This window comes from Streptomyces sp. BRA346 (assembly GCF_052851135.1).
Window position 1 is genome coordinate 29,243 of the sequence record NZ_JAIWIH010000040.1, and the last position, 17,167, is coordinate 46,409.

General features: G+C 69.8%; 16 protein-coding genes. 3 read left to right on the plus strand and 13 right to left on the minus strand.

All coding sequences use genetic code 11. The features are described 5' to 3' along the window. Position 1: 1 nt before the first annotated feature. Together LCH29_RS36125 and LCH29_RS36130 are read right to left on the minus strand one after the other, a co-directional pair. A complete protein-coding gene (locus tag LCH29_RS36125; RefSeq protein WP_446465906.1) occupies positions 2-214 on the minus strand; it encodes a DUF397 domain-containing protein in 213 nt (70 codons plus the stop codon). A gap of 1 nt (position 215) precedes the next feature. Further along, complete coding sequence (locus LCH29_RS36130; protein WP_446465907.1) at positions 216-1,046, minus strand: helix-turn-helix domain-containing protein; 831 nt, start codon at positions 1,044-1,046, stop codon at positions 216-218. A 235-nt stretch (positions 1,047-1,281) separates the two neighbouring features. Between LCH29_RS36130 and LCH29_RS36135 the strand changes: the two genes are divergently transcribed. Both LCH29_RS36135 and LCH29_RS36140 read left to right on the plus strand, forming a co-directional pair. Continuing rightward, a complete protein-coding gene (locus LCH29_RS36135; RefSeq protein ID WP_446465908.1) occupies positions 1,282-1,593 on the plus strand; it encodes a hypothetical protein in 312 nt (103 codons plus the stop codon). 7 nt (positions 1,594-1,600) lie between these two features. Continuing rightward, a complete protein-coding gene (locus tag LCH29_RS36140; protein ID WP_446465909.1) occupies positions 1,601-2,698 on the plus strand; it encodes an NAD(P)-binding domain-containing protein in 1,098 nt (365 codons plus the stop codon). 2 nt (positions 2,699-2,700) lie between these two features. Here LCH29_RS36140 and LCH29_RS36145 read toward each other — a convergent pair whose 3' ends face one another. From LCH29_RS36145 to LCH29_RS36160, 4 genes are all read right to left on the minus strand, one after another. Then, positions 2,701-4,731, minus strand: a complete 2,031-nt coding sequence (locus LCH29_RS36145) for a hypothetical protein (RefSeq protein ID WP_446465910.1) — start codon at positions 4,729-4,731, stop codon at positions 2,701-2,703. 40 nt (positions 4,732-4,771) lie between these two features. After that, entirely contained in the window at positions 4,772-6,013 is a 1,242-nt protein-coding gene (locus LCH29_RS36150; protein ID WP_446465911.1) for an ATP-grasp domain-containing protein, read from the minus strand. Positions 6,014-6,143: 130 nt separating this feature from the next. Beyond that, positions 6,144-7,163, minus strand: coding sequence for a LacI family DNA-binding transcriptional regulator (locus LCH29_RS36155; protein ID WP_446465929.1), 1,020 nt, complete (start codon positions 7,161-7,163; stop codon positions 6,144-6,146). A gap of 174 nt (positions 7,164-7,337) precedes the next feature. After that, the gene (locus LCH29_RS36160; protein ID WP_446465912.1) at positions 7,338-8,231 is read right to left on the minus strand and encodes a LysR family transcriptional regulator; all 894 of its coding nucleotides are present in this window, start codon (positions 8,229-8,231) and stop codon (positions 7,338-7,340) included. 119 nt (positions 8,232-8,350) lie between these two features. On the opposite strand from LCH29_RS36160, the gene LCH29_RS36165 reads away from it, so the two are divergent. After that, on the plus strand, positions 8,351-9,529 hold the full coding sequence (locus tag LCH29_RS36165) for an aminotransferase class V-fold PLP-dependent enzyme (RefSeq protein ID WP_446465913.1): 1,179 nt from the start codon (positions 8,351-8,353) through the stop codon (positions 9,527-9,529). Here the strand turns inward: LCH29_RS36165 and LCH29_RS36170 are convergent. The 7 genes from LCH29_RS36170 to LCH29_RS36200 form a co-directional block, all read right to left on the minus strand. Continuing rightward, positions 9,463-10,548, minus strand: coding sequence for a LacI family DNA-binding transcriptional regulator (locus tag LCH29_RS36170; protein ID WP_446465914.1), 1,086 nt, complete (start codon positions 10,546-10,548; stop codon positions 9,463-9,465). The genes LCH29_RS36165 and LCH29_RS36170 overlap by 67 nt on opposite strands. Before the next feature lie 5 nt (positions 10,549-10,553). Further along, entirely contained in the window at positions 10,554-11,981 is a 1,428-nt protein-coding gene (locus LCH29_RS36175; protein WP_446465915.1) for a BNR repeat-containing protein, read from the minus strand. A 62-nt stretch (positions 11,982-12,043) separates the two neighbouring features. Continuing rightward, the gene (locus LCH29_RS36180; protein WP_446465916.1) at positions 12,044-12,364 is read right to left on the minus strand and encodes an L-rhamnose mutarotase; all 321 of its coding nucleotides are present in this window, start codon (positions 12,362-12,364) and stop codon (positions 12,044-12,046) included. An 11-nt stretch (positions 12,365-12,375) separates the two neighbouring features. Continuing rightward, on the minus strand, positions 12,376-13,458 hold the full coding sequence (gene rhaS, locus LCH29_RS36185; protein WP_446465917.1) for a rhamnose ABC transporter substrate-binding protein: 1,083 nt from the start codon (positions 13,456-13,458) through the stop codon (positions 12,376-12,378). Between the two features lie 25 nt (positions 13,459-13,483). After that, on the minus strand, positions 13,484-14,452 hold the full coding sequence (locus LCH29_RS36190; RefSeq protein ID WP_446465918.1) for an ABC transporter permease: 969 nt from the start codon (positions 14,450-14,452) through the stop codon (positions 13,484-13,486). Further along, complete coding sequence (locus tag LCH29_RS36195; protein WP_446465919.1) at positions 14,449-15,498, minus strand: ABC transporter permease; 1,050 nt, start codon at positions 15,496-15,498, stop codon at positions 14,449-14,451. The genes LCH29_RS36190 and LCH29_RS36195 overlap by 4 nt, the downstream gene beginning before the upstream one ends. After that, positions 15,495-17,003 (minus strand): sugar ABC transporter ATP-binding protein, encoded by a 1,509-nt coding sequence (locus LCH29_RS36200; protein WP_446465920.1) that lies wholly within the window; start codon positions 17,001-17,003, stop codon positions 15,495-15,497. Before LCH29_RS36200 ends, LCH29_RS36195 begins: the two co-directional genes overlap by 4 nt. Positions 17,004-17,167 lie beyond the last annotated feature (164 nt).

Here is a 17,167-nt window from a genome sequence, read left to right on the forward strand (position 1 = left end):
GTCATGAGCGACGAATCTCCCTGATGAACGCGGCCCAAGCGGCGGCCGGGACGACCAAGGCGGGGCCGGCCTTCTCCTTGGAGTCGCGGATGCCGACCTCGGTGGTGCGGGTGAGGTGGGCGATCTCCACGCACATGGTGCCGTTCGCTTCGCTGTAGGAGGATTTGAACCAGGCGTTCTCGGGCGCGACGTTGGTTGCTATGCCGTGGGTCATGTCAGATCTCCCGTGCTAGTCGTTGAAGGAACGCCGGTGTCTCGCCAGGAGCGAGAGCCGCGGCCCGCAGGTGTTCGAACCTGCGGGAGAAGGACCAGATCGTCGTTTCCTTGTCGCTGATGTCGGATCCGTCGACGGCGTCGCTCTGCACCACGGACGGCAGCGGGGTGCCGAACTCCCACAGGTTGAAGTTCGTGTGCGGCCGATAGGCGGGCGTGGCCATCGGAACGATCTGGACCGTCACATTGTCGAGCCGCAGCAGGGTCTGGATCTCCTCGTACTGCTCACGCATCACCTCGGGGCTGCCGACCACTCGGCGCAGCGACGCTTCGTCCTGGATGACCCAGAGTTCCATCGGGTTGTCCCTGCGAGTCAGGGCCTTCTTGCGTTCCATCCGGATCTGGATGTGTCGCTCGACGAATTCGGTCGTGGTCTCCTCGACCGGCTTGGCGGCCTGGAACAGTTCCCTCGCGTAACGATCGGTCTGCAACAGGCCGAAGATCACGTTCGGCTGCCACGTCCGGCTGGTACGGGCTCCGTTCTCCAGACCGATGTGCATCCCCACGCCGGACGGCAGCACGCTCCGATAGAGCGACCACCAACCCCGGTTGAGGGAATCGCGGTGGACCTGCATGAGGAAGTCCACGTCATCCTCGTCCTCGACTCCGTAGCGGTCCAAGAGCGTTCGCAGCTCCGCGGCGGTCTTGAGGCCGGTCAGCCCGTTCTCCACGCGATGGAGCTTCGAAGGGGAGAACGTCAACCCGTCCACCGCCTCCGCAAGGGTGAATCCCGCTTTATCTCTCAACCGCTTGAGCTCCCAACCGAGTTGCATGCGACGGACGGTGGGACCAGTTGGTGCTGCCACGAGTATGCCTCCCGGTGGGTTGAGCCTGCCATGCCGTGGTGGGAGTTCAGAGTCTGGCACCAGGAATCGGCTTTGTTCCGACAACAGCTCACTCGGTCATATATGCCATCTCAAGTGAGAATTTCAATCGCTCTTGCATGACAACTCTCACAGCCTCGAAGCTGTTCGGGCCATCAACTCCCCATTTCCTGGAGCCACCCTCATGCCATCCCCACGCCCCCGCCTCCTGCCGTGGCCCGCGGAGAACGGCAAGCCCTGCTACCTCGTCAGCGACGACTCCGGCGCGGGCTGCATCTCACGGCTGGCCGACGAGATGGAGACCGTGCAGCTCCGCACCGGGGCCGAGCTGCTGGCGCATGCGCGCCCGCTCCTCCAGGACCGCAAGGCGCACGCCGGTGAGCTGCGCTTCGTGGGGCATCGGCTCGCCGAGGCGCTGCATGACGCGCTGCGGGTGGCCGAGAGCCGGGGCATGCGGCTGGAGGACCGGGAAGAACCGGCGCCGGAGCCGAGTTAGTAGAAGCATGAACAACGTGGACGTCGTGGTCGTAGGCGCCGGGCAGGCGGGGCTGTCCGGGGCGTATCACCTGCGGCGGGCGGGGTACGAGCCGGGCGCCGGATTCGTGGTGCTCGACCACTCCCCCGCCCCCGGCGGGGCGTGGCAGTTCCGGTGGCCGTCGCTGACGTACGGCACGGTGCACGGGATGTACGACCTGCCCGGGATGCGGCTGACCAGCGACGACGCCGATCCCGAGCGGCCGTCGTCCGAGGTGATCCCGGCGTACTTCGCACGCTACGAGCGCGCCTTCGACCTGCGGGTCGTACGGCCAGTACACGTCACCGCCGTACGCGACACCGGCGACGGCGGGCTACGGGTCGAGACCTCGGCCGGTACGTGGTCCGCCCGCGCCCTGATCAACGCGACCGGCACCTGGGACCGCCCCTTTTGGCCGCGCTACCCCGGGCAGGAGACCTTCCGGGGGCGGCAGCTGCACACCGCGCAGTACCCGGGCCCGGAGGCGTTCGCCGGGCAGCGGGTGATCGTGGTCGGGGGCGGGACGTCCGGGGTGCAGCATCTGCTGGAGATCGCCGAGGTGGCGGCCTCGATCACCTGGGTCACCCGCCGCCCGCCGGTGTTCCGCAGCGGGCCGTTCGGCGAGGACCAGGGGCGGGCCGCGGTCTCGCTGGTGGAGGAGCGGGTACGGCGGGGGCTGCCGCCGCAGAGCGTGGTGTCGGTGACCGGGCTACCCATGACGGAGGCGATGGAGCGGGCCCGGGAGCGGGGTGTGCTGGACCGGCTGCCGATGTTCGACCGGATCACCCCCGACGGGGTGAGCTGGGCGGACGGCCGTACGGTGGCGGCGGACGTCATCCTCTGGGCCACCGGTTTCCGCGCGGCGATCGACCACCTGGCCCCGCTGCGGCTGCGCGAGCCGGGCGGCGGGATCGCCGTCGACGGGACCCGGGCCGTACGCGATCCCCGCGTGCACCTGGTCGGCTACGGGCCGTCGGCGAGCACGATCGGGGCGAACCGGGCGGGCCGGGCCGCCGTCCAGGAGATCCGGGCGCTGCTGGACGCGGTTCCCGCCCGTGCGACCGCCACGACCGTGGTGACGCAGTAGGCTCACAGGCTCGTGGGCCCTTCGAGGGCTTGCAGCGTCCCCGCGGGGAGCCGGTCGTTGCCCCAGCTGCGCTCGATGTAGCCGATGATCCGCGCGATGTCTTCGTCGGGCACCCTCGCCGGTTCGCCGCGCTCGAGCGGGTCGGCGTGGAAGATGTACAGCCGCGAGGCGAACTGGTCGAACGGCAGTGAGGCCTCGCCGAACCGCTCGCCGTTGCCCGCGGTGGAGACGACGACACCGTCGCCCCAGTCCTGGCCGCTGTCGTTGTTCGGGTTGAAGAAATACACCCGCATGACGTCCTGTGGGTCCGGCGCGGCCCGCAGGATCGTGATCGCGTGCCAGCCGACGTAGCGGGCCGCGCTGTCGGTGACGGCGACGCCGGCCGGCTGCGGATGGATCAGCGGCTGCTCACCGTTGTAGGACGGGTGGTAGGTGGCGTGGAACTGCCGCAGGAACTCGTCGAGGTCGACCAGGTTTCCGGTCGCGACGTCGACGTTGATGTGGAACCCACGGCCCGCCCACCAGCCGTGAAACTCGGGGTTGACCCACCGGTGCGGGTCCCCTGGCCGCGCGGCACACCGCCGCCCCATCTCGGCGTAGATCCGGTCCAAGTGAGGTACCACGAGCAGCGACACGGGGTCCAGGTCCATCGGCAGCGTGCTGGCGACTCCGGTCGCGCTGTCCTTCGACGAGATCGGCTGGCCCTCGAAGTGCATGAGGATCTCGTCGTCACGGGCCGCCCAGACCACCATTTGCAGCAGGTAGTCCGGGTCGTTGTAGGACCACATCGACAGCGCGCGGGCCGACTGGCAGGTGGGATTGTCGCCCTGACCGACGCCGAGCGGCTGGCCCAGCACCGAGAGCACCCCTGCGACCAGCCGCGCCCGCGGCCCCGGCACCTCGCCGAAAACCGTCGTCAACCGCTCCCGCGCGACCGGGGAGAGCTCAAGCGCCAGCTGGCGCCACAGGGCGGGCACGATCGGCGGCTCGTACAGGATGCCGCGGTCGAGCAGCAGCGCCAGCCCGTAGACGCTCTGCGCGGTCTGCGGGTGAACGGCCACCTCGATCAGCCGGTGCACCAGTTCGCTGTAGCGCAGCAGGCAGTTCCGGCCGGTGTCGGACAGCCCGAGCGCCTCACCGACGAGGTGGTCGCTCTCGCTCAGCAGGAACCGGAGCAGTTCCGCGTGGTACGGCGACACCAGGCCGGTGTCGTGCATCGCCCGCGCGAACCCCGACGCCTCGTACTGCAGGCCGCCGGCGTCCATCGCCTCGAGCCGGGAGCGGAAGACGTCGATGCCCGGGTCCTCCCGGCACGCCTCGGTGGTCCCGAACAGACTCGTGATGAGCCGGTCGATGCCCAGCCCTGAGGACGCACCGAGAGCGACGTCCGGATCATCGCGGTAGCTCGCGATCCGGATGATCAGGGACTGCACCGCCTCGACCTGGATCGGACGCTGGCGCAGGATCCGCCAGATCTCGTCGACCAGGTTGTCCATGAGGCTGTCGTAACCGATCCCGTCGCCGAGGTGGCGGAACAGGTCCCGGATGAGCTGTGCGGTCCGGCCCTGCCGGGTTCGCTCCGCCTCGCTGGGCGGGGTGAACAGCAGCTCCAGGTTCATTGCCATGACCTGGGACAGGAACTGGCGGGCGTCCTCGGCGGGCAACGTCGGGTGCGCGAAGTCGCCGAGGGCGACGGCGAGCATCCGCAGCTCGCTGACCGCCTCCATGACAACGGTGTCCGCGTCTCCGCTGCGCAGGCTCGGGCCGACCAGCGCCGGGATGAGGATCTCCGGTGACGCCCAGTCCGTCCCCTGGAAGAGCCCGGCTTCCTCCAGAGCCTGCGCCCTGGCCTGGACCGCCGCGGCGCCGCCCGGCTGCATGAGCACCCGGCGCAAGGCCTCCAGGACCCGCCGCAGCTTCGTGTGCTTGCCGAAGTCGCGGGTTTCGGCCATGGCCTGGATGGCGTCGTCGAGTGAGGCCACGCGCTTGTCCAGCGTCGTGGCCTCACCGCTGACGTCGACGGTCGATTTCAAAGGGTTTCCTCGGGTAGGTCTCCTGCGTCCGGCGGGGTCGTCAGACGTAGAAGTCGAGCTCTTCCTGCTTCTTCAACGTGTCGCGCATCCGGTAGGGGTCATCACCGAAGAAGTACACCAGGCCCCAGTGGGTGCCGAACGCGGTCCTCTTGGTGACAGTCTCCTCGAGCGGCGTCGAGAGGTCGTGCGACTCGTAGTAGTCGTCGTCCTCGGTCTCCTCCGGGATCTCCAAGGCGCTGACGACACGGCGGCGCGGGTAGACACCGAAGCAGCCGGCCACTCCGGACGCGTCCACCACCTCACGTGGGAAGAAGGCGTCGATCTCCTCCTCGGTCGTCTTCGGGTCGAAGGCCAGCACCAGCCCATGGTAGGCATTGAACCCGTATGCCCGCTCCAGAAGCTCGAACACCTTGAAGCCCGGCGGCCGGTAGGCGACCTCGCCGAAGTACATCTCGCCATCACTGGTGACGAAATACTCTGGGTGCACGAAGCCGAACTCGATGTCGAACGTCTTGATGAGCTTCTCGATCTGCGCGGTGATCTGCGGGCGGTACCGCTCCAGTTCCGGGGTTGCCGGCACGAACACCGAATACCCCAGCGTGACGTATTCGGAGATGTTGAGGAACTTGATCTTCCCGTTGTGTACCCACGCCTCGACCGCGAACTCCCAGCCATCGAGGTGGGATTCCATGAGGACCGGGAACTCCTCTTCCGGAATCGAGTCGATCTCGTCCGGCGTGCGGATGACGCGGTGCCCGAGGCACCCTGCCTTGTCGAACGCCTTGAGATGGATCGGGTCGTTCGGGTCACCGTCCAGCTTGAGCAGGGTCTGATTGACGCGCTTGAGGAAGCGGATCACGTCGTCCCGGTCGTGGGCTTCCTCGAATATTCCGACCCGGATGCCGCCGAGTTGCGCGCGGCGCTTCATCAGCGCCTTGTCCCGCAGCAGCATGGCCTGACCGTACAGACGCGGGTTGTCCAACAGAACGGAGTTGATCGCCCCTGCCCATTCGACCGTTTCCTCGAACAGCGGGATCGCGACGTCGACACCCTCGTTCTGAAGAGTCTCGGCGATCTCCATGGAGCGGTCGTTGAGCCGTTCGAAATTCCACGGCACGTAGGGGATATCGTGGTCGACGCAGTACTCCTCGGCCCACTCCGGCGCCACGACGACGTATCGCCGGTCGAACCGATCGAGGGCTTCCACCGCGTTGAGACTCCAGCCAAGAAGCGCTACATAGCCTTTGTCCGGGTTCCTGGTCGTCGGTTCGACCTGTGGCATAGACAGTTTCTCCTTCGGCGCGTACGCGCATCGACGGCGTGACTGTGCGCCTACCCGGCGACCTGACGCGCAAGCACCTCCCTTCCGCGTGCAAGGCCGCGGCGAAGCCACCCCGGGAACAGCCCGCGGCTCACGCGCCCGGCTTCGCCCCCAGCGTGGAGTCCCGTACGACCAGTTCCGGCTGGAGGACGATCCGCTGGTGGCGGTGGGCGTCGGCGTCCTCGCCGGTCTCCTCGATCAGCAGCTCCGCCGCCGTACGGCCCATCCGGAACGCGGGCTGGCGCACCGAGGTCAGGGGCACGGCCGCGGCCGCCGCGAACTCGATGTCGTCGTAACCCACCAGCGCCATCTCGCCCGGCACCGACACCCCGGCCGCGAAGAGCGCCTGGAGGACGCCCAGCGCCAGCAGGTCGTTCGCGCAGAACACCGCGGTCGGCCGGGGTGAGATGCCCAGCAGCCGGGCACCGGCGTCGCGGCCCGCCGCCACGTCCAGCCGCGCGGCCTCGATGTGCAGCAGCGCATCCGGCGCCAGGCCCTCGTCGGCGAGCGCGGCGAGCGCCCCGGCGCGGCGGTCCTGGCACTGCGGCAGCTGCATCGGGCCGCTGACGTACACCAGCCCGCGGTGTCCCTGGGCGAGCAGGTGGCGGGCGGCGAGCGCGCCGCCCTCGATGTCGTCCACCGACACCGAGCAGCCCTCGGCGCTGGGCACCTCGCGGTCGACCAGGACGAAGGGGATGTCGTGGCGGCGGAAGTTCTCCAGGTTGCCGCCGGTGGCGTCGGCGGGGGTCACCAGGACGCCGCGCACCCGGTGCTCGGCGAAGAGCCCCAGGTAGTCGGCCTCCTCGTCGGGGCTCTGTGCGCTGTTGCACACCATGACGCCGAGGCCCGCGTCCCGGGCGGCGCGCTCGGCACCGCTGGCCACGTCCACGAAGAAGGGGTTCGCCATGTCGAGCACCAGCAGCGAGATGATCCGGCTGCGTCCGGCGCGCAGCTGGCGCGCGGATTCGCTGCGTACGTAGCCGAGCCGCTCGATCGCGGCCTGCACCCGGTCACGGGTGGCCTCGGCGACCATCTCCGGTCGGTTGATCACGTTCGAGACGGTGCCGACGGACACTCCCGCCTGCCGCGCGACGTCCTTGATCCCCACCATGCGTCCCACGACCTCGGCCTCCGCCTTCCCGCGACCCACCTCGGCCGCGGGACCCATGCTATGGCGTACGCGGAGGGGATCGGTGCATGTCCCGGGTGCGCTGGAGGTCCGTCACGGGATGATCTTGTGCAAGCCACACCAGCCCTTGCTCGTGGACGGCCCGGCATGCGGCGGTCACCCGGTACGGGCGGCCAGTTCGCCGATCGCGTGGCGGATGGCGGTGAGGAAGGTCTGGATCAGGGGATGCTCCCCGGCTCCGGCGCGTGCGGTCGCGAGTACGGAGCGGGTGTGGCCTGCTGAGCCGGCGAGGAGGAGGCAGGGGGTCCGATCGAACCACAGCATGTCGGGCAGGAAGGCCACCGCGTGGCCCTCCTCGACCAGCCGTGCGTGGACCAGCATGTCCGCGGACACGTAGGCGACGTCCGGCTCGAACCCGGCGGCGTGACAGATGCCGGTCGCCCATGCCCGGGCGGGCGTGCCGGCGGGTTCCATCACCCAGGGGTGCTCGGCCAGATCAGCGAGCGACTCCACGGGTGCGGATGTGGCCAGCCGCATGGCGTCCTCGTACAGCGGGTGATGCTCGAACTCGGAGGCGCGGGCCGGCCGCGCGTGCCCGGGGAACGTCTCGTCGATCACGAGGTCGAACTCCCGGGTCAGCAGGCCCGGCAGCGAGGTGTCGGGCTCGGCCTGCGTGGCCTCCACCCTTATCCGGGGATGGTTCTCCCGCAGCCAGGTCAACGCGACGGGCACCAGTGCGAGCATCGCGGTCTGGAAGGCCGCAACCTTGATCGTCCCGGATGTTTCCCGCAGCGAGGCCGCGATCTCGGCCTCGGCGCGCTCCAGCTCCCGGAGTGCCTTCTCCGTGCGGGCGACGAGGATCTCCGCCTGCGGTGTCAGCCGGACCCCCCGGCCTTCCCGCTCCAGCAGCGGTGCACCGACTTCGGACTCCAGCAGCGTCAGCTGTTGGGAGACGGCCGAGGGGCTGTAGGACATGGCCGAGGCGACAGCGGCCAGCGTGCCACGGTGCTTCAGCTCCCGCAGCACTACCAGGCGGCGCAGGTTGTACACAGCCCTCACTCCATGCATCAATTTTTGTGGCCCGTCTTCTCCAGAAACGTTCACTTTACTCAAGAGAGGCGCTTTGGAACCGTGATGGCAAGGCAGCACCGCACAGATGGGAAACGGGCATGGACATCGAAGCGCTCCGCCAGGACACCCCGGGCACCGCGAACCGGATTCACCTCAACAACGCGGGCGCGGGCCTGCTGTCGCGGCAGACGCTCAAGGCCGTGATCTCCCACCTGGAGCTGGAGGCCGCGATCGGCGGCTACGAGGCCGCGGACCAGGAACGGGACCGCATCGACGCCACCCGCGGGCACATCGCCCGGCTGGTGGGCGGCCGGGCGGACGAGATCGCGCTGTTCGACAACTCCACCCACGCCTGGAACGCCGCGTTCTACTCCATGACGTTCAAGCCGGGCGACCGCATACTCACAGGCCGGGCCGAGTACGGCAGCAGCGTCCTCGCCTACTTGCAGACAGCCCAGCGCACCGGAGCCGAGGTCGTCGTCGTCCCCAACGACGAGTCCGGCCAGGTCGACACCACCGCCCTCGCGAACCTGATCGACGACCGCACCAAGCTGGTGGGCATCGCCCACGTCCCCACCAGCGGTGGCCTGGTCAACCCGGCCGCCGAGATCGGACACCTCACCCGCGCCGCCGGCGTTCCCTTCCTTCTCGACGCCACCCAGTCCGTCGGCCAGTTCCCCGTGGACGTCGCCGAGATCGGCTGCGACATGCTCACGGCCACCGGCCGCAAATTCCTGCGCGGCCCGCGCGGCACGGGCTTCCTCTGGGTGCGCCCCGGGGCACACGCATACCTGGAGCCGCACGTGACCGACGTCGCCGCTGCCACCTGGGACGGCCGGCGCAGCTTCACCTGGAACGACGGCGCGCGGCGTTTCGAGACATGGGAGGTCAGCTATGCCAACGTCCTGGGTCTGAGCGCCGCCGTCCAGCAGGCCCTGGACCTCGGCCTGGACGAGATCGGCCGACGCACCCTCAGCCTCGGCGCCCGTCTGCGCGACCAGCTGGACGCCGTGCCCGGCATCACCACCTACGATCTCGGTCGGCAGCGGTGCGCGATCGTCACCTGCGCGGTCGACACCATGGCGACGGCCGATGCCGCGGCCGCCCTCGCCGGGCGCGGCATCAACGTCAGCACCACCGACCCGGCGCAGACCCAGTTCGACACCGAGGACCGGGGCGTCCACCCGCTGGTACGGCTCTCGCCGCACTACTACAACACCGAGGCCGAGATCGACCGCGCCGTCGAGGTCCTCACCGAACTCGCCGCGGCCCGCTGACCACGGACCAGGCTCGATCCGCGGACGACGAGTTCGGGCCGCAGCACGATCCGCCGGTGACGGTGGGCGTCGGCGGCCTCCCCCGTCTCCTCGATCAACAGCTCCGCCGCCGTACGCCCCATCCGGAACGCGGGGCGGCGCACCGAGGTCAGCGGCACCGCCGCGGCCGCCGCGAACTCGATGTCGTCGTACCCCACCAGCGCCACCTCGCCCGGCACCGACACCCCCGCCGCGTAGAGCGCCTGCAACACCCCCAGCGCCAGCAGGTCGTTCGCACAGAACGCCGCCGTCGGACGCGGCGACATGCCCAGCAGCCGCGCCCCCGCGTCCCGGCCACTTGCCACATCCAGCCGCTCCACCTCCACATGGCGCAGCGCGGCCTCGGCGACCCCCTCCTCCCGCAGGGCGGTCAGCGCGCCGGTGCGGCGGTCGCGGCACTGGGCGAGGTGCATCGGGCCGCTGACGTACGCGAGCGCGCGATGCCCTTGGTCGAGGAGGTGGCGGGCGGCGAGCGCGCCGCCCTCGATGTCGTCCACCGACACCGAACAGCCCTCGGCGCTGGGCACCTCGCGGTCGACGTGGACGAACGGAATGCCGTGCCGCCGGAAGGACTCCAGGTTGCGCCCGGTGGTGTCGGCGGGGGTGACGAGGACGCCGCGTACCCGCTGCTCGGTGAACAGCCCCAGGTAGTCGGCCTCCTCCCGGGCGCTCTGCGCGCTGTTGCACACCATCACCCCGAGGCCCGCTTCGCGGGCGGCGCGCTCGGCGCCGCCCGCCACGTCCACGAAGAAGGGGTTCGCCATGTCGAGCACCAGCAGCCCGACGATGCGGCTGTGGCCCCCGCGCAGCTGGCGCGCCGACTCGCTGCGTACGTACCCCAGCCGCTCGATGGTGGACAGCACCCGGGCCCGGGTCCGCTCGGACACCGAGTCCGGGCGGTTGATGACGTTGGAGACCGTGCCGACCGAGACCCCGGCCTCCTTCGCCACTTCTTTGATGCCGACGCCGTGGGCGCTCAAGTCCCCTAGCCCGGCAGTCGGAAGTCGATGACGCGGAGGGCCGAGGGCGTGGTGCCGCTCGACTTCCGCTGGTACATGAACGACAGCACCCCGTCCTGGGCGAGCCGGGTGTCGTCGACGACGACCTCGCCGAAGGCGTTCAGGCCGCTGCCGTCGAAGAGCGTCTTCCAGTCGGTGTACCCCGACGCGCTGGACGCGGCGACGATGCGGCCGTACGGCATGACGGCGTAGGCGTTGTCGTACTTGTCGAAGACCAGGTGGGTGCGCTGGCTGGAGCCCGGCGCGACCGGGATCTCGGTCTTCTTCCAGGCGCCCGCGGCGTTCTTGAAGAGGTGGAAGGCGCGGCCGTTGGTGGTGCGGTCGGCCACGTAGTCGGTGGTGCACTGGCCGAAGCGGCCGGGGACGTAACTGATGACCGCGTGGGGGCGCCCGGCGGAGTCGGTGGCCTGGCTCTCCTGGTTCATCAGCGAATGGTCGGGATTCAGCGGATCGACGACGGTGCCGGTGTCGTTCACGGTCACCTTGTCGGCGCCGCCGGTGGTGCCGACCACGGTGCCCGCCGCGTTGCGCCAGGTGCGGCCGCGGTCGGTGCTGTAGACGTAGCCGGTGTCGTGGTTGGTGAGGCCACCGGCGTCGCACATCACCGCGTTGTTCTGCTCGCGCCAGGTGTAGAAGGCGTGCAACCGGCCGTCCGAGCCGTAGTCGATGCCGTGCAGATACATGTTGCGGGCGGTGCTGGAGCCGTGCTCGCTGGTGTACGTGCCGGTGGACGCCGACCACTCGCCGAGCGCGGTCCACCGGGTGCCGTCGTACTCGGCCAGCGCGTTGCGGCCGTTGCCGGAGACCCCGACCCGGTAGCTGAGCTGGAGGCGGCCCTCGGGGGTGGCCACGAACTGCGGATACGTGAACTGGGAGGTGAGCGCGAGCCCGTCCAGGGTGGTCTGCACGGCGCCGAACTGCGCGCCGTTCCAGGGGTGTCCGGCGGGGTCGTCCAGCAGTCCGGCCACCGACTTCACGTAGAAGAAGCCGCTGCTGTGCGAGTCCATGTTGAGGTGGAGTCGGCCGTCGACGCGCGAGATCCCCATGGAGATCACGTTGTGGGAGTCGTCGGTGGTGAGCTTGTGCGGCAGCCGCACGGTCTGCCAGTCCGCCCGGCCGAGCGCGCGGCGCCCGATGACGGCGGTGCGGTCGCCGGTGTACCAGACGGCGTACTGGTAGCCCTTGTAGGTGAGCAGCCCGTTCTTCTGGAACGCGTTGTTGTTGACGAGGCCGTTGTACGACTCGAAGTACACGGCCCCGGGGTCGAGCTGGGTGTCGGCGACCTTGCCGACCGCCGGGCCGGGGGCGCTCGGGGCCGCGGCGGTCGCGCTCCCGGTCGGCATGGCGGCGGTGAGGAGGGCTGCGGCCAGCGCGGCCGCGGGCAGGGATCTCATGGGGGACGTCATCTCCTACGTGGCTCGGTGCTCGGTGCTCGGTGGCTCCGTGGCTCCGTGGCTCAGGCGAGGTGGAACACTTCGGTGAGCGGTGTCATGGCCTCATCCGGCTTGGCACCGTCGAGCGCCTCGAAGAAGCCCGCCATCTCCGCCTGCCACCGCGCGTTGACGTCGGTGGCGGCCATCGCGGCCTGCGCGGCCGCGAAGTCCTCGGTCTCCAGATAGCCGACCAGCAGCCCGTCCTCCCGCAGGAAGAGCGAGTAGTTGTGCCACCCGGCCGCCGAGAGCGCCTCCAGCATCTCCGGCCACACGGCCTCGTGCCGTTCGCGGTACTCGGCCAGCCGGTCCTGACGGACCTTCAGTAGAAAACACACACGCCGCATCGCGGGCCGCCTCAGAAGTGGAACTTGTCGATGTTGGACGTGTCGAAGACCGTGGGCGGGCCGAGGATGACCTCGCCGTCCTTGCCGACGGTGTACTCACCGAGCTTCCCGGCCTTGAACTTCTCCCCCTCGGCCCCGGTGATCTGCCCGGAGGCGAGCGCCGCGGCGGCGTACGAGCCCAGGTACCCCAGCTTCTTGGGGTCCCACAGCGCGAACTGCTCGACGGTGCCGTCCTTGACGTACTTGCGCATCTGGTTGGGCGTGCCGAGGCCGTTCAGCACGACCTTGCCCTTGTACGAGGAGTCGCTGATGTAGCGGGCGGCCGCGGCGATGCCGACCGTGGTGGGCGAGATGATGCCCTTCAGCTTGGGGTACGCCTTCAGCAGGCCCTGGGTCTCCTGGAACGACTTCTGGTCGTCGTCGTCCCCGTACACCGTCTTGACCAGCTTCATGTTCTTGTACGCGGGCTTCTTCAGCTCGTCCTTCATGAACCCGATCCAGGTGTTCTGGTTGGTCGCGTTCTGGGTGGCCGAGAGGATCGCGATCTCGCCCTTGTAGTCGAGCTGCTTCGCCAGGTGCTGGACCTGGCTGCGGCCGATGTCCTCCGAACTGGCCTGGTTGATGAACAGCTGGCGGCACGCCGGGGCGGTGTCCGAGTCGTACGCGACGACCTTGATGTTCTTCTTCATGGCCTGCTTGAGCGGGCCGCACACCGCGTTGGGATCGTTGGCGGCGATGAGGATGGCGTCCTGCCGCTGCTGGACCAGGGTGTTGATGTACGACACCTGGGAGGAGGCACTGGCGTCGGACGGCCCGACCTCCTTGCCCTTACTGCCGAACTCCCGGGCGGCGCCGATCCCGGCGGTGTCCAGGATCTTCAGGTACGGATTGTTGATCTGCTTGGGCAGGAAGGCGAGCTTCAGCCCCTTCTTCAGCGGGGCGTCGGGGTTGGCCTTGGCGTTGCTCTTGACGGGGCCGCTGTTGTCGCTGTCCTTCTTGGTGGTGCCGCCGCAGCCGGACAGGGCCACGGCCATGGCACAGACCACGGCCGCGGTGGCGGCGGCGCGGCGCCGCGAGGAGGAGCGCTGGATCATGGGTGACCTTTCAGCTGTATCTGTGTCAACTCGTCGTGGCGGCGCGCCGATGGCGCCAGGCACTCACGGTGGTGATCAAGCGCGGGGTGAGGACGGACGCCACCAGCAGCAGCCCGGTGACGATCACCTGGACCTCGTTGGCCACGTCGTTGAGCGTCAGCAGGTTCTTCAGGACGCCGATGAGCAGCACCCCGGCGACCGCGCCGAACAGGGTGCCCTTGCCGCCGTCGAAGTCGACCCCGCCCAGCAGGACGGCGGCGATGACCAGCATTTCGAAGCCCTGGCCGTTGTCGGCGCGGGCGCTGCCGTACCGCAGGGTGAACACCACCCCGGCGAAGGCGGAGACGAGCCCCGCCACGACGAACAGCAGCAGCTTGATCCGCTTGACGCGGATGCCCGCGAAGTACGCGGCGTCCTCCTGGGCGCCGATGGCGAACAGCGACCGGCCGAGCCCGGTGGAGTGCAGCACCACGGCGGCGACCACGGCCAGCACGACGAACAGCGCCACCGGATAGGTGAGGAAGGTCCCGGGCACGGTGGTGGTGTCGACCGCCCACTTCGCGTACGTCTCCGGGAAGTCGGTGATGGCGTTCGACCCGAGCACCACCGAGGCCAGCCCCCGGTACAGCGCGAGCGTGCCGATGGTGACGGCGAGCGACGGCAGACCGACCCGGGTGACCAGCCAGCCGTTGAGCAGCCCCCCGGCCACGCCGACCAGCAGCACGACCGGCACGATGGTCTCGAACGCCCAGCCCCTGTCCCACAGTTCACCGGTCAGCGCGCTGGACAGGCCGAGCATCGACGCCACCGACAGATCGACCTGCCCGGCCACCACCAGCAGCGTCATCGGCAGCGCCATCAGCGCGACCTCGGCGATGTCGTTGAAGGCGAAGGCGAGGTTGTCGCGGCTGGCGAAGCCGTCCGTCGTACCGAGCCCGGTGACGAAGACGGCCACCAGCAGCACCCCGACCGCGGTGTCCCACCTCGGCTTCATCGCGCGCTCCTCTTCCTCAGCGCACGGGTCATGCGCACGTTCACGATCCGGTCCACGCTGATGGCGGCCAGCAGCAGCGCGCCCGCGATGGCGTCCGCCCAGAAGGAGTCGACCTTCAGCACGGCCAGTGCGCTGCCGATGGTGGTGAGCAGCAGCGCCCCCAGCGCCGCGCCCCACACGGTGCCGGTGCCGCCGACGATGGCGACCCCGCCGACCACGACCGCGCTGACCACGGTCAGCTCCCAGCCGTGCGCGTTGTCCGCGACGACCGTCCCGAAGCGGGCCAGCCACAGCGCCCCCGCGAAGCCGGAGACGGCCCCGGAGAAGAGGTACGCGCCGAGCACCCGCCGCCGGATCGGCACCCCGGCGAGCCGGGCGGCCTCGGGGTTGGAGCCGATGGCGTACAGCTCCCGGCCGCTGCGGTACGTCCGCAGGACGTACGCGGTCCCGGCGAGCACCGCAATGGAGATCAGCGGCAGATACGGCAGCCCCAGGACACTGCCGCTGCCCAGGTCCAGCACGGACTGCGGCACGTCGGCGGCGTTGATCTGCTCCCCTTGCGCCCACCAGTAGTCGAGGCCCTGGATGATGTAGAGCATCCCGAGCGTGACCACCAGCGCGGGCACCTTGCCGAAGCTGACGAGCGATCCGCTGACGAGCGATCCGCTGACGAGGCCGCAGACCGCGCCGACGAGGACGCCGAGCAGCAGCACCGTCAGCACCCCGTGGTCCGTCCCCGACACGAACTTCCCACAGGCGAAGGCGGACAGGCCCACCACGGACCCGACCGACAGGTCGACGTTGCGGGTGATGACCACGACGGACTGCCCGACCGCGAGCAGCACCAGGACCGCGGCGTTCAGCAGCAGGTCCTTGATGCCCTGGTCGTTCAGGAAGCGGGGCTCGGCGATCCAGGTGAACAGCACCAGCAGCACCAGCGCGCCCGCGATGCTGATCTCCCGCGCCCGGAAGACGGCGTCGACCAGCGAACGCGCCGACCGCTCCGTGTCCGGCGCCGGTGCCGGTTTCTCGACCGTGACCGTCATGCCGCCCTCCCGTTGAGTCCCGTCGCGGCCGCCATCACCGACTCCTCGGTGGCCTCGGCACGCGGGATCTCGGCGACCAGCCGCCCCTCGTGCATCACCAGCACCCGGTCGGCCATGCCGAGCACCTCGGGCAGATCGGAGGAGACCATCAGCACCGCGAGCCCCTCGGCGGCCAGCGACGACAGCAGCCGGTGCACCTCGGCCTTCGTCCCGACGTCGATGCCGCGCGTCGGCTCGTCCACGATGAGCACCACCGGGTCGGTGGCCAGCCACTTGGCGAGCACGACCTTCTGCTGGTTGCCGCCGGACAGCACCCCCACGTGGTCGCCGAGGCTGCCGTACTTCAGCTGGAGCCGCACCGCCCAGTCCGAGGCCCGCCCGCGCTCCAGCGCGCGCTTCACCATCCCCGCGCGGCCCAGCCGGTCCAGACCGGTCAGCCCGATGTTGCGTTCGATGGACATCTCCATGACCAGGCCGCGCTGGCGCCGGTCCTCGGGGACGAGCGCGAGCCCCGCCTCCATGGCGGCGGTCGGCGACCCGGGCCGCAGCACCGTGCCGCCCACCCGCACCTCGCCCGCGTCCGCCCGGTCCACCCCGAAGACGGCCTGCGCGACCTCGCTGCGCCCGGCGCCGACCAGCCCCGCGAGCGCGACGATCTCCCCGCGCCGCACGTCGAACGACACGTCCCGGAAGACGCCCTCCCGGGTCAGCCTGCGCACGGACAGCGCGGTCTCGCCGACCCGGGTCGGCTGCTTGGGGTACAGCTCCTCCAGGTCCCGGCCGACCATGCGGCGTACGAGGTCGTCCTGCGTCAGCCCGTCCAGCGGCTCGGACGCCACCCAGCGCCCGTCCCGCAGCGTGGTGACCCGCCGGCACAGCTCGAAGATCTCCTCCAGCCGGTGCGAGATGAACAGCACCGCGGCGCCCTCCGCGCGCAGCGTCTCGACCACCGCGAAGAGCCGGGCGGTCTCGCTGCCGGTCAGCGCCGCCGTCGGCTCGTCCATGATCAGTACGCGGGCGTCGAAGGAGAGCGCCTTGGCGATCTCCACGATCTGCTGGTCGGCGATGGACAGACCGCGCGCGGGCCGGTCCGGGTCGAGGTCGACACCGAGCCGCGCCATCAGACCGGCGACCTGCGCCCGTACCGCCTTGTGGTCGATCCGGCCGAACGCCCGCCGGGGCTGACGGCCCATGAAGATGTTCTCGGCGATCGACAGATCGGGGAAGAGCGTCGGCTCCTGGTAGATCACGGCGATGCCCACGTCACGGGCGTCCGCGGGGCCGTGGAAGACCACCGGCCGCCCGTCCAGCAGCACCTCGCCGGAGTCCGGCCGGTGCACTCCGGCCAGCGCCTTGATGAGCGTCGACTTGCCCGCGCCGTTCTCCCCGGCCAGGGCGTGCGCCTCCCCGGCGAAGAGCTCCAGCGAGACGTCCCGGAGGGCCCGTACGGCGCCGAAGGACTTGTTCACCCCCTTGAGGGCGAGGACCGGAACAGACTGACTCACGGAGGCTCCTGAAGCGCGCGAATGAAATGTTTCAAAGCGGATTCCGGGAAGCTAGCCCCGCGCCATGGACCCGTCAAGAGGGTGCGCGGCAGGTAAATCCCTTAGAGACGCGACCACTTGACGCACCCCGACCACCGCCCCTACGGTCCAGGCGCCGTCCGGTT

What these genes read in the sequence shown, in the direction of transcription:
- LCH29_RS36135 (WP_446465908.1), top strand. Translation starts at nt 1,282, where the DNA reads ATGCCATCCCCACGCCCCCGCCTCCTGCCGTGGCCCGCGGAGAACGGC.
- LCH29_RS36190 (WP_446465918.1), bottom strand. Translation starts at nt 14,452, where the DNA reads ATGAAGCCGAGGTGGGACACCGCGGTCGGGGTGCTGCTGGTGGCCGTC.
- LCH29_RS36140 (WP_446465909.1), top strand. Translation starts at nt 1,601, where the DNA reads ATGAACAACGTGGACGTCGTGGTCGTAGGCGCCGGGCAGGCGGGGCTG.
- rhaS (WP_446465917.1), bottom strand. Translation starts at nt 13,458, where the DNA reads ATGATCCAGCGCTCCTCCTCGCGGCGCCGCGCCGCCGCCACCGCGGCC.
- LCH29_RS36165 (WP_446465913.1), top strand. Translation starts at nt 8,351, where the DNA reads ATGGACATCGAAGCGCTCCGCCAGGACACCCCGGGCACCGCGAACCGG.
- LCH29_RS36155 (WP_446465929.1), bottom strand. Translation starts at nt 7,163, where the DNA reads ATGGTGGGGATCAAGGACGTCGCGCGGCAGGCGGGAGTGTCCGTCGGC.
- LCH29_RS36195 (WP_446465919.1), bottom strand. Translation starts at nt 15,498, where the DNA reads ATGACGGTCACGGTCGAGAAACCGGCACCGGCGCCGGACACGGAGCGG.
- LCH29_RS36175 (WP_446465915.1), bottom strand. Translation starts at nt 11,981, where the DNA reads ATGAGATCCCTGCCCGCGGCCGCGCTGGCCGCAGCCCTCCTCACCGCC.
- LCH29_RS36180 (WP_446465916.1), bottom strand. Translation starts at nt 12,364, where the DNA reads ATGCGGCGTGTGTGTTTTCTACTGAAGGTCCGTCAGGACCGGCTGGCC.
- LCH29_RS36130 (WP_446465907.1), bottom strand. Translation starts at nt 1,046, where the DNA reads ATGCAACTCGGTTGGGAGCTCAAGCGGTTGAGAGATAAAGCGGGATTC.
- LCH29_RS36125 (WP_446465906.1), bottom strand. Translation starts at nt 214, where the DNA reads ATGACCCACGGCATAGCAACCAACGTCGCGCCCGAGAACGCCTGGTTC.
- LCH29_RS36150 (WP_446465911.1), bottom strand. Translation starts at nt 6,013, where the DNA reads ATGCCACAGGTCGAACCGACGACCAGGAACCCGGACAAAGGCTATGTA.